Annotated in this window: 13 protein-coding genes; 10 read left to right on the top strand and 3 right to left on the bottom strand. The window is 40.1% G+C overall.

What is annotated here, in order from left to right; translation table 11 throughout:
- Positions 1-117 precede the first annotated feature (117 nt).
- The 10 genes from SYJ56_RS23270 to SYJ56_RS23225 all read left to right on the top strand — a co-directional run bounded on the left by SYJ56_RS23270 (position 118) and on the right by SYJ56_RS23225 (position 9,021).
- A complete protein-coding gene (locus SYJ56_RS23270) occupies positions 118-366 on the top strand; it encodes a type B 50S ribosomal protein L31 (RefSeq protein ID WP_323838449.1) in 249 nt (82 codons plus the stop codon).
- Between the two features lie 69 nt (positions 367-435).
- Positions 436-1,632: a GlmU family protein gene (locus SYJ56_RS23265; RefSeq protein WP_323838447.1), complete on the top strand. Its 1,197-nt coding sequence runs from the start codon at positions 436-438 to the stop codon at positions 1,630-1,632.
- Positions 1,633-1,643: 11 nt separating this feature from the next.
- Positions 1,644-2,780, top strand: coding sequence for a DNA polymerase III subunit (locus tag SYJ56_RS23260; protein WP_323838445.1), 1,137 nt, complete (start codon positions 1,644-1,646; stop codon positions 2,778-2,780).
- Position 2,781: 1 nt separating this feature from the next.
- Positions 2,782-3,219 carry an ATP-dependent zinc protease family protein gene (locus tag SYJ56_RS23255; protein WP_323838443.1) on the top strand — a complete coding sequence of 146 codons (438 nt, stop codon included), beginning with the start codon at positions 2,782-2,784 and terminating at the stop codon, positions 3,217-3,219.
- Between the two features lie 61 nt (positions 3,220-3,280).
- Positions 3,281-4,186, top strand: coding sequence for a 30S ribosomal protein S6--L-glutamate ligase (gene rimK, locus SYJ56_RS23250; protein ID WP_323838441.1), 906 nt, complete (start codon positions 3,281-3,283; stop codon positions 4,184-4,186).
- Positions 4,183-5,112 carry a hydroxymethylbilane synthase gene (gene hemC / locus SYJ56_RS23245; RefSeq protein WP_323838439.1) on the top strand — a complete coding sequence of 310 codons (930 nt, stop codon included), beginning with the start codon at positions 4,183-4,185 and terminating at the stop codon, positions 5,110-5,112. Before rimK ends, hemC begins: the two co-directional genes overlap by 4 nt.
- On the top strand, positions 5,109-5,954 hold the full coding sequence (locus tag SYJ56_RS23240) for a peptidylprolyl isomerase (RefSeq protein ID WP_323838437.1): 846 nt from the start codon (positions 5,109-5,111) through the stop codon (positions 5,952-5,954). The genes hemC and SYJ56_RS23240 overlap by 4 nt, the downstream gene beginning before the upstream one ends.
- Positions 5,926-6,861, top strand: a complete 936-nt coding sequence (locus SYJ56_RS23235; RefSeq protein ID WP_323838435.1) for an SDR family oxidoreductase — start codon at positions 5,926-5,928, stop codon at positions 6,859-6,861. Before SYJ56_RS23240 ends, SYJ56_RS23235 begins: the two co-directional genes overlap by 29 nt.
- A 40-nt stretch (positions 6,862-6,901) precedes the next feature.
- Entirely contained in the window at positions 6,902-8,287 is a 1,386-nt protein-coding gene (locus tag SYJ56_RS23230) for a sodium-dependent transporter (RefSeq protein WP_323838433.1), read from the top strand.
- Between the two features lie 143 nt (positions 8,288-8,430).
- Positions 8,431-9,021 carry a porin family protein gene (locus SYJ56_RS23225; RefSeq protein ID WP_323838431.1) on the top strand — a complete coding sequence of 197 codons (591 nt, stop codon included), beginning with the start codon at positions 8,431-8,433 and terminating at the stop codon, positions 9,019-9,021.
- Between the two features lie 64 nt (positions 9,022-9,085).
- Here SYJ56_RS23225 and SYJ56_RS23220 read toward each other — a convergent pair whose 3' ends face one another.
- From SYJ56_RS23220 to SYJ56_RS23210, 3 genes are read right to left on the bottom strand one after another with little or no spacing between them, the layout of a single operon-like run.
- Entirely contained in the window at positions 9,086-9,862 is a 777-nt protein-coding gene (locus SYJ56_RS23220; RefSeq protein ID WP_323838429.1) for a hypothetical protein, read from the bottom strand.
- A gap of 24 nt (positions 9,863-9,886) precedes the next feature.
- Positions 9,887-11,395 (bottom strand): hypothetical protein, encoded by a 1,509-nt coding sequence (locus SYJ56_RS23215; RefSeq protein WP_323838427.1) that lies wholly within the window; start codon positions 11,393-11,395, stop codon positions 9,887-9,889.
- A complete protein-coding gene (locus SYJ56_RS23210; RefSeq protein WP_323838425.1) occupies positions 11,392-12,003 on the bottom strand; it encodes a hypothetical protein in 612 nt (203 codons plus the stop codon). The genes SYJ56_RS23215 and SYJ56_RS23210 overlap by 4 nt, the downstream gene beginning before the upstream one ends.
- Positions 12,004-12,151: the final 148 nt, after the last annotated feature.

Below are 12,151 nucleotides of genomic sequence, written 5' to 3'. Positions count from 1 at the left end.
TTTTTAAATCCTTTTGATCAATTGACTTAGAAATACTTGACAAAGATTTGGTGGATTTTCTGAAAAAGGGTAACTTTGTGCCTCATTTGAAAGAGGTACTATATAACTAGCAATAATATGAAAGCTGATATCCATCCAAACTATAGAGACGTCGTTTTCTACGACACTTCTAGTGAGTTTAAATTTATTACTAAATCAACTATCGAAACAAGCGAGACAATCACTTGGGAAGATGGTAACGAATATCCTTTGTTTAAAGTGGAAGTGAGCTCTCAGTCTCACCCTTTCTACACTGGTAAGAAAATGATGCTTGATACTGCGGGTCGTGTTGAGAAATTCAACAGAAGATACGCTCAGAAGAAGTAATTCTTTCTTATCTCAGGCTAAAAAGTCTCCCGGAGCATGGATTCCGGGAGACTTTTTTATTTTTGCCTCATGAACTCGATTTTGTTGTTTGATGATCCCGCCATTCGCGGGTCATTGCTTCCTTTTACTTTTACCAGACCAGTTGCCGATATTCGCATTGGAATCTTGAAAATCTCTGAAAAATGGGAAAAGCTGACCGGAGCATCGGTTTCATTTCTCACCCAAGGTTACCTTCAGAAGAAATTTCCCAGAAAAGCAGGAAATGCGTTGGCTATTAATGGAGCGTGGCTTCCTGATGGCAATAGCTTAAGGTTACTAAAGTCTCTTTCTGTTGATCAGGCGCTCTATTTCGGAAAAACTTTGATGGCTACTTATATTGGTGAAACTGAAAAGAATCTTGTCGCTGTGAAGGGCAAGGAAATTATCCAGATGGATTCTGATCCCTCTTTACTTTTGAAGACTTGGAATATCTTCCAATTCAATGGAGCTGAAATCAAAAAGGATTTTGACTTACTCACCCAAGGTAGAAAAAGCGTCAAAAATACTGATCCTCATACTATTCTTTATTCACCTGATAAGATCTTTATCGAAGAGGGAGCAGTGATTCGTGCCGCAGTTTTGAATGCGGATAATGGACCAATTTATATTGGCAAAAACGCTGAGATTCAAGAAGGAGCATTGATTCGTGGGCCATTTGCGCTTTGCGAAAGTTCTACTGTAAATATGGGTGCGAAAATAAAAGGAGACACTACAGTCGGCCCTCATTCCAAAGTTGGTGGTGAAATATCCAACTCGGTGATATTTGGCTATAGCAATAAAGGTCATGATGGTTTCTTGGGAAATTCTGTGATAGGCGAATGGTGTAATATGGGGGCTGATACGAATACCAGTAATCTGAAAAACAATTATTCCTCAGTTAAACTTTGGGACTATACAGCAGGGAATTATGCCAACACGGGTTTGCAGTTTTGTGGTCTGATGATGGGTGACCATTCCAAATGTGGGATAAATACCATGTTCAATACCGGAACTGTAACAGGAGTTGGGGCAAATGTCTTTGGGGCAGGATTTCCGCGTAAATTTATCCCTTCCTTTGCTTGGGGTGGAGAAGAAGGGTTCTCTACTTTTTTGTTCCCAAAATTTATAGAGACAGCAAAAGCTGTGGTGGCAAGAAGGGGAATGGGAATGAATACGGAAGAACAAGAAATCTTTCGTCAAATTTTCGAAATGTCCAAAAACTATAGAATTTGGGAAACCTCATCCTGATCAAATAATCTATGCAATTCGCAGATATACCGGGGCTTCCCGAAACCAAAGAAAACCTAATCAACGCTGTCAAAAACAATCATTTGGCGCATGCATTATTATTCCATGGACCTGAGGGTTCGGCTAATCTGACAATGGCTTTGGCGCTGTGCACCTATTTGTACTGCGAAAATCCGGGAGCTACAGATTCCTGTGGTACTTGTGCATCTTGCCAGCGGATGAGCCGATTGGTTTTGCCTGATTTGAATTTTGCTTTTCCGACTATTGCCACCGCAAAGGATGATGATAAAGAAGAAGATGAAAAAGTTGACCTACTGACAAACTGGAGGAAGTTTGCGATTGAGCAACCTTACGGGAATGTCCATGATTTTATCTATTTCAATAATTTCGAAAAGAAACAACTGAATATTTCCAAAGGAGCTGCCCGCAAAATCATTCAAGCCCTTTCTCTGATGTCTTTCGAGGGAGGTTACAAAATAATGATGATTTGGTCGCCTGAATTTCTACACCCTTCGGCTGCCAATGCATTACTGAAAATACTAGAAGAGCCGCAACCGAAAACGCTCTTTATTTTAATCACGGGTTATGCTGATCAGCTATTGACAACTATTCTTTCGAGAACGCAGAAAGTGACAATTCGCGGGTTTTCAGATGAGGAAGTGAAAAGCCATCTAATTGCAAAAGGGCTTTGTGATGAAGCGTCCGCTGATCAAATAGCGATGCTGGCGGATGGAAATTTAAGGGAGGCATACAGATTAGTGGATCAGGTAGAAGACTTGCAGGTGAAAAAAATCAGAGAATGGTTTTTGTCTTGTTATAAAGCAGATTTCAAGAGTATTTTTGGACTAGCAGATGATTTTCACAAATCAGATAAGGAAGCACAGAAATCTCTCCTGCTGACAGGCCTAAATGTCCTTCGAGAGATATTATTGAAGAATGCCGGTCTGGATCAGCTTCTTCGTACACACGATGAAGATCGCACCTTTGTCAATAATATCAGTGGAAAAGTCCTGAAGGAAGAGCACGTCGGCAAACTTTATGGTGATTTCAATACTGCTCATTATCATTTGGAGAGAAATGGCAACGCTAAATTTATATTCACCGATCTTTCTATGAATGTGACTAGATTGATGGCGAAAATCAGCTGATATGGATCGAAAAATAATAGGAAGAAAGGAAAAAGTATCGCTTCCGGAATTAGGGCTGAATTTGGTGTGGGGCAAAGTGGATACTGGGGCATATACAAGCAGCATTCATGCTGAGAATCTAGAAGTAATCGAATTGAACGGGAAGCGTGTATTGCAATTCCAACCCTTACTTCCAGGGCACACAGCGTTTACAGGTGATGTAGTCACTTTTGAACATTTCAGAGAGAAAAAAGTGAAAAATTCATTCGGTCATGCAGAGGTTAGATATTTGATCGAGACTACCTTTGAACTTGCTGATGAAGTATATTCGGCAGAGTTTACATTATCGGATCGGTCAAGTATGAGAAATGCAATTCTCCTTGGACGGAAAATCCTAAGAAATCGTTTTCTTGTAGATGTATGTAAAGTCAATTTGGCCAGACAATACAGAAAAAAATAAGCTAACTACTGATTTACCTTACGAGTCAAAAAAGTGACTCACACCCTCTAAAAATTTTCTTATGAAAATTGCAATCCTATCCAGGAACCCAAGTTTGTATTCTACCAAAAGGCTTTTTGAAGCGATTCAGAAAGCGGGACATGAAGCAATAATAGTAAATCATAGTATTTGTGACTTGATCATTGAGCAAGAAGGTCCTTCTATCATATACAAAGGAGAAAAACTCACTGATATAGACGCTATCATTCCCAGGATTGGTGCATCAGTTACTTTTTACGGAACAGCCGTAGTTCGGCAGTTTGAACTCATGGGAGCTTTCTCAGCGGTGAATTCTCAGGCGATAGTAAGAAGCCGGGATAAGTTGAGAAGCTTACAAATCTTATCCAGTGCAGGTCTGGGGATGCCCAAAACAGCCTTCACCAACTTCTCCAAAGGCGGAGAGAAGCAAATCATCGAGCATGTAGGTGGAGCGCCGCTTATTATCAAATTACTTGAAGGCACCCAGGGCTTGGGTGTTGTTTTGGCAGAAACCAAAAAAGCAAGTCAGTCAGTAATTGAAGCTTTTCACGGGTTGAAAGCTAGAATTATTATTCAAGAATTTATTAAGGAAGCTAGAGGTGCAGATATTCGTGCATTTATTGTGAACGGAAAAGTGGTGGGAGCTATGAAGCGTCAAGGTGCAGAGGGCGAATTCAGATCCAATCTTCACAGGGGAGGAAAAGCTACCATTATTAAGTTGAGTCGGGCTGAAAAGCAAGCTGCATTGGGTGCTGCGAAAGCACTTGGATTGGATGTAGCTGGAGTGGATATGCTTCAGTCAGCAAGAGGACCATTGATTTTGGAAGTAAACAGCTCACCAGGACTAGAGGGGATTGAGAAAGCTACAGGGATAAATATTGCTGCTGCAATCGTGAAGTTTATAGAAGAAGGGGTGATTAAGCGCCCTATGAAAATATCAAGTCAATGAGTCAGGTAGTGAAAATAGGTACGCGGGGAAGCAAATTAGCGCTTTGGCAAGCGTATCATGTAGAGGAACTATTACAAAAAGCAGGACTTATTACAGAGATTGTTATCATCGATACGAAAGGAGATCAAATCCTTGATGTTTCCATTGCCAAGATAGGGAGCAAAGGAGTTTTTACTCAGGAGTTGGAAGATCAATTACAGGATGGCCGAATTGATATTGCTGTTCACAGTGCCAAGGATATGCAGTCCAATTTGCCGGAAGGCTTTGAGTTAATTGCTTTTACCGAGCGTGAGAAGGAAAATGATGTGTTGGTATCTCATGACAAATCAATTTCCCTAAAGAATGATATTGTCTTAGGTACTTCATCCACACGTCGTGTTTCTACTTTGAAGCATTTTTACCCACATGTAAAAACGGTGGATGTTCGTGGAAATCTGCAAACTCGAATCCGCAAAATGGAAGAGGGACTATGCGATGCTTTGTTACTGGCGTACGCAGGTGCTCATCGGATGGAGTATGACGATATGATAGTGAAGGAATTGGATTTGAATGAATTTACTCCAGCAGTAGGGCAAGGGTCTGTGGCTATCGAAGTAGCGAAAAAGCTAGATTCGGAATTGAAGTCAAAAATTAAATCGGCTTGCAATCATCGTGAAACCTCTTTAAGACTTCGAGCTGAGCGAGCCTACCTTAGAGTGCTGGAAGGTGGCTGTAGTATTCCTGTTTTTGCACTAGCAAATCTCACGGGAGACCAACTTACCTTAAAAGGAGGGATAGTGAGCTTAGATGGTAAAGAACGCATATCCATTGTAGTACAAGGGAACGCTGATCAGCCAGAAAAACTAGGTCAAAAGCTGGCCGACGAGGTTTTCGCCGCAGGCGGAAAAGTTATTTTGGATCAAATCAAAACAACACTGAATAAATGAGATTTCTAAGAACCTTACTTTTTTTCTTCCTTTGCGCGAGCTCATTTGCCTGCGCAGGCGAGAAAGATTACGTGATTACAATAGAGACCAGTTACGGAAATATCGTGGCAGTTCTCTTTGATGATACGCCTGAGCACAAATCCAACTTTATCAAAATGGCCGAAGCTGGTAGGTTTGATTCTACCGAATTCCAGCGTATTATGAAAGATTTCATGATTCAGGGAGGAGACGTTTTTACGAAAGAGGATCTTCCCCCACAAGAGTGGCCAACACTTCCAGCCGAAATCAGATCGAATCATTATCACAAGAAAGGTATGATAGCGGCAGCCCGTCAACCTGATGGTATTAATCCTGAGCGTCGATCCAATGGTTCTCAATTTTACATTACAATCGGGAAAGTCTATGATGAGCTTGAGCTCACCACGGATATGGAGCTTTTGCAAAAATCTTTCATGAAATACATTGAGCTAGGAAGCCAGGAGGAATTAAAAAACACTTACGTACGCCTGTATAACGAGCAAAAATATGATAGTTTGACTACGTTGCTTCTTTCCAAGCGGGATGAACTGGAGTCATCGCTTAACACTAACTTGACTAAGGATTTCACCAAAGAACAGATTGAAGCTTATACTACGGTGGGAGGGGTGCCTCACCTGGATAAAGAATATACTGTTTTTGGCGAAGTGATCCAAGGACTGGAAGTGGCGGATGAGATATCTAAAGTTTCTACTGGGTATAGAGACAGACCTAATGAGCCGGTTTATATGACTGTGAAAGTTGAAAAAATGTCCCGAAAGAAAATCGAAAAAGAATATGACTACAGCTACTCAGATGAAAAGTAAGAAGAAAGTATTTATCACTGGTGCAAATGGCTTGCTTGGACAAAAGCTAGTGGCTCAGTTGATCGAGAAAGGTGAATTTCAGGTTGTCGCAAGCGGCAAAGGCGAATGCAGATTACCAGGTGAAGGATTTGAATATGTATCACTTGATATCACCAATGCGACTGAGGTAGAAAAAACCTTAGCTGGTATTAAGCCAGATATAATAATCCATGGTGCCGCTATGACTCATGTGGATCAATGCGAACTGAATCAGGAGGCTTGCTATGACGCAAATGTCAACGCTACAGCTTATCTCGTTAAAGCTGCTGAGGAGGCAAAAGCACATTTTATTTTTGTGTCTACGGATTTTATTTTCTCAGGAGAAGAAGGTCCTCTAGATGAAAATGCTGAAGCAGCTCCAGTCAATTATTATGGAGAAACGAAGCTCGAAGGTGAGCAGCTGGTCATGAACAGTAAGACCAAATGGGCAATTGCGCGAACAGTTTTGGTATTTGGAATCGCGCATGATATGAGCCGGACCAATATTGTCCTTTGGGTAAAATCTTCCTTGGAAGCAGGGAAGGAAATCCAAGTAGTAGATGATCAGTTCCGTACTCCTACACTTGCAGAGGATTTGGCAGCAGGTTGCATTTTGATTGCAGAGAAAGAAGCAGAGGGAATATTTAATATTTGCGGACCAGACTTTTTATCTGCTTATGAAATGGCAATAATTACCGCTGAGTACTTTGGACTTAACAAGGAATTAATCAAGCGAGCAGATTCCAGTACTTTTTCGCAGCCTGCAAAAAGACCTTTAATAACAGGATTTACTATCACCAAAGCTCGTGAACAGCTTGGTTTTGAGCCGAAATCTTTCCGAACGGCAATTGGTATTTTAGCAAAACAAATTATCTTAGCCCGCTCTTAAAAAGCAGTTATAAACCCTTTATTTAACTTTAAAATAATTTATGGCAGTTAGCAACGACACCGAAGAAAGAGGTCAATGGGGATCAAGTCTTGGCTTTATCATGGCCGCAGCAGGATCCGCAGTAGGTCTGGGAAATATTTGGAGGTTCCCTTATTTGGTCGGTGAAAATGGAGGCGGAGCCTTCGTATTTGTTTATATAGTTTGCGTATTGCTTATCGCGTTACCACTTTTATTCAATGAAATTGCCTTAGGTAGAAAATCAGGAAAAAGCCCAATTGGAGCGATCAGAGATACAGGAGGAAATGGCTTCTGGCAGTTGGCGGGAGTCCTTTGTGTAATAGTTTGCTTTTTTGTATTCAGTTATTATTCAGTGATTGCAGGCTGGACTGTAGGTTATATTTTTACAGAAATAATTAATATACCAGTTGATTTTGCAGTCTTTGTAGAGACTCCTATGTATGTCATTCCATTGACATTCGTATTTATATTAATGACGATCTTAATTGTATTAGGAGGTGTTTCTGGAGGTATTGAAAAGGCATCCAAATTCCTGATGCCAGTGTTATTTATCATCATCATATTCATTGCTGGAAGATCAGTTACACTTGAAGGAGCATCTGCAGGGATAGAGTATTATTTGAAACCAGATTTTTCTAAAATAAATGGTGCAGTAGTGCTTCAGGCACTTGGTCAGGCTTTCTTCTCTATGTCAGTTGGATGGGGATTAATGATCACTTTTGGTTCCTATTTGCCCAAAAAAGCTAACATAATTCAGTCTTCAGCATGGATAGCTGGAATGGATACTTCAGTTGCGCTATTGGGTGGTTTGATGGTGTTCCCTGCACTATTTGCGCTACTTCCGGGAAAAGATCCTGCTGCAGGACCAGCTTTGGTATTTGATGTGTTGCCAAAAGTATTTGATGCTATGCCGGGCGGTAATATCGTTGGGGGACTTTTCTTTATTCTATTGATGGTGGCAGCGTTGACTTCTACTATTTCTATGTTGGAAGTTCCCGTATCATTCCTGATCGATGATAAAAAGTGGGGCAGAAAACGGGCTACTTGGACAGTGGGTATCGCTGCTATGGCACTTTCTGTTCCTTCTGCACTTTCTCAAATCCCAGGTACCTTCTTCGCCAATTTACACATCAATTTCTTCGGAAATAGATTGGAAGGTTTCTTCGGAATTATGGACTTTGTTTTTGGTACGTTTGCAGTGATTGTGATCTGCTTGATGCTTTCACTATACACTGGTTGGGCGTCCAAAATCTCTGATTTTGCTGATGAATTGGCTTCTGGAGCACCAGGTTTCAAAGGCCCATTCAGATCTGGATGGATGTTCTTCATTAAGTGGGTTTGTCCAGTTGTGATAATTCTGCTGATTCTTAATATGGTAGGTGTTTTCGGTACAGCTCAAGCTGCGTAATAGTTATTTGCATTGATAATCGAAAAGGAAGCAGATTGGCTTCCTTTTTTGTTTTTATGCTAAAACATGTATTGGCAAGGGAATTGCTAATTTTTCTTAAAATCTGTCGTTACTAAGCATACTAAACCAATAACTATAAAGAAATGAAAAAAGTCATTCTATCATTTATTCTGCTGGTATTTGCACTTACTGGCTATTCGCAGGGATTTTCTTTGGGCCCAAAAGTAGGCCTTAGCCAAACACAACTGGATCTTAAAAGTGATCAATTCAAAAATGGTGAATCCAAATTTGGGTATCATGTCGGGGTTTTTGCCAGAATAGGTCTTGGCCCTTTATACCTACAGCCAGAAGTACTGTACACGCAAACGCAAGGACAATTTACTTTCGATCCGGATGATCAGCCAATCAGAGAATATGAAGCTGATTTCAACCGTCTGGATATACCAGTGATGGTAGGATTTAAGATGTTCAACTTTCTGAGAGTACAGGCTGGCCCAATAGCAAGCATCAATGTGAACTCGGAGCTTAAGGAAGCTGGGGAAACGGTACGAGGCGTTGATTTTGACAATGCAACTCTAGGTTACCAAGCAGGTCTTGGTTTGGATATAGGAAATCTGATAATTGATGCGAAATACGAAAGTTCCTTGGACAAGATGAACGGAAGTATCGCGGGCTTCAATACTGATCAGCGAACGAATCAGTGGATTCTTTCCGTTGGTTTTAGATTGTTCTAAGCGACCTGAAATCCAATAAAAAGCGCGATTGATAAACTTCATCAATCGTGCTTTTTATTAGATTTCATTTGGCGACCAGTCTGGTTTTATAGATTACCGAATAATCGTTTTCTGCTTCAGAAAAATTAAGCGAAAACCAAACTTCATCCTTGGAGACGAATTTGTCTAATTTTCCAAGAATGCTCGACTTGCTTATGGGGGAACTGATACTAGTACCGTCGAAAATCACATAACCACCCGAGTTTAATTTGGTGGCAAATGGCCAGATTTTGTTAGTTTGCCCCCCTGCTTCCTCAAGTGCCTGATCGTATTTGTCTTTACTCAATCCTCCTAAGTAATCGATCATAAATGTCCCATTTCCCATAGGGATAAGGTTATTGATAGTGCCTAATACAAGGTCTTCAAAATTAAAACCATTCGACAGTTTTTTTCCTTCAGGTGTTTTTTCTATGAATTCTTCAAAAGGAATAGTGCGTACAGATGCGGGGCTTGATAGATCAGTGACTGAATAGGTGAAAATTTTCGGCTCATTTCTGAAAATTAGGTACAATGAATCACGGAGGATGCTGAAATTAGGATAGAAAAAGATTTCTTGGTAGGCAAGTTCTGAATTATTGAATTTTGAAGCTTCTGGAAAAGGGATAACACCTGAAAATTCTCCTGTCTCTAGGTGTAAAACTTCTAGTTGCGTGGAGTTTTGTTGATAATCTATTCCATTTCGCCCCAATTCATCGTTATATCTCCCACCATAATTCGTGTATACTTTTCCCTCTTTGATCTGTAAACTATTTCCCGATGTAATAATCAGACTAGGGAAATACTCAAATTCCGGCTTGTACATCTTGACAAAATCTCCATTCAGACCTTACTTGTAGATTCCCGAAGTACTTGGGATTAGGAACTCTTGATTGTTTGCGAACACAGCGACTCCATAGCGATCTCTAGTATAATTACCTGGTGCATCTCCATATTTTTTGAATTTATGAAGGATTTTTCCAGACTTGGCGGTTACAAAAATCGTGTCCGTATTCATATCAATCATCAAGATAGAATTGCCGTCTGGGCTAATATCCATCATGGAAAGCATACCCAAATAATCCACCACGAGAGAATCGTAAATCTCAAATTCTAAAGCTTGCTCTGAAAGTGGAGTTGAGTTGGTCGTTTCCTCCTTTTCAGCTGAGCAGGCTATTAAGATAAAAGCAAATGGGAGGATGTATATGTAGGAAAGGTTTCTTTTTTGTACTAATTGCAGTTTATAAAAAGTCAAATAATCCTGCTCTTCGCCTAGGTATTCGTCATTTCGGAGAGCGTAGAAGGGCTTGGAGAGGGATTCGATGTTTAGAATTTGATCAATGTTGTTCGGAATGATTATTTCATTTGACCAGACAGAATCAGTATTCATGAATTTTAAAATATGCCGTTGAAAATCAATGTATTGTGGGTAATTATTTGGGTTCTTTAATTCATTCTGAATAAAAATATCCTCGCTAATACCTTCAGTATAAGTGATAAAGATTCCATCTAAACGAGGGTAAAAACCTGAAATTCTCCCATCTAGCATGCGGGAACCTGATATATATTCATAAGCTTTCGTTTGTTCTCCATTATCGAAAAATACCGACGGTGAAAAATCAATGGTTTCCAAGTATTTGAAACCATCTACCATATCATAAGTATGGATAAATGGCTCATTGTTTAGAACCAAGTAGAGAACCTCATCAACTAAACCAAATCTCAACGCCGTTCTTTCATAATATTTATCACTGCTATATCGGGATGTCGGGGGGATCTTCACAATTGGTTCTGCTTCACCGGTGTTGATATTAAGCTTTTCCAAAAGAAAGTGATCTCTGAAGAAAAATGGATCATATTGATTTGCACCATCCCTACCAGGGTACCAAGCGATGAGGTGATCTTTCCAGGGTTCAAAGTTTCTCCCAAAAGACATCCCATCTTGGGATTCCGCTAAGAACGGCATATCGACTTGTCGTTTAAGGGTAAGGTCAGGATTGAATTCATAAAGCCAGCTTAAGAAACTCATTCCATAGAGTTTTCCTTGTTCATCATAGCGTAGTGTCGTCGGATAAATTACTGCTCCAGGACCTTCCTTTGGGTAAGATTGCTGATTTAGAATCTCCCCAGTTTCATCAAATTCTATCAGCTTATTTGGGTTAAAATCAAAAATCACCCCTTTTCCATTTCTGAATTCTCCACCCCTTACACTTCCTAAATAATCCACCTGAATAGAATCCACTATTTGAAGTTCCCATTCGTTTGAAACTTCCGAAGATGCTTCCTTAGAATTTTCTGAAGAAGAACAAGCTATAAAACTGAAAGCGAAAATGGCGATTAAACAATGTCTATAATTCATTTCTCCACCAAGTTCATTTTATAAATCCTCAAAAAATCTTCTTCCACATCCTCTGCTGGTACCCTTTGAAAATATAGAAAGTCTTCATCTGCCATAAATCCACCAGTATTTGTGCCGGCAAGAAAATCAAGTGTTCCTAAATAAGATAGGCTCTTTTCGTCAAATAGCATTATCCCTGGTTCTGTCTCTGCTGAAGCTTTACTATATATTGCATTACCTTCTTCTTCTTTGCCTGCGCTCCACAGTGACCTTGCTTCTTCAATGATTTTTGGGTCTATCCCTGGGTAGTAATGAACCAATATTTTTCCGTTTAGGACCAGGATGTTACGGATGGCAGCTGTACCTCCATTGATCGTGACACTTCCAGGAGAGAACTCAGATCGTGGAATACCTTCTACCTCATAGAAATCAGGTATAGCTAGATGAATAGCAGTATCAAGTTTTGCCTCCTTAGCGGAAAAATCATAAATGTATAGCGTAGGGTCTGAACCATGAGAAAGGTATAACTTCCCGCTATTCACACTATAGGCTGGAGCGTAATCACTTTGCACGTAACCCATGCCATCGAGAAATTTGCTGCCTGGTTCGAAAGGACCGAAATCCTTCATTTCTCCAGTTTATAAATCAACCAGTTCTACAGCCTTATAACCTGAGTTCGATTAATAAAATGTAGAATTATTGGGAGGTGAATATAGATAGAACCAGTGTACTTGAGTATATTTAAGTATCTGAAATTCAAACATATACAAGCAGATC

This window comes from Algoriphagus aurantiacus (assembly GCF_035156405.1).
Classification (GTDB): domain Bacteria; phylum Bacteroidota; class Bacteroidia; order Cytophagales; family Cyclobacteriaceae; genus Algoriphagus; species Algoriphagus aurantiacus.
Note: the sequence above shows the minus strand (reverse complement) of the source record. Positions and strands in the feature narration are given on the sequence as shown.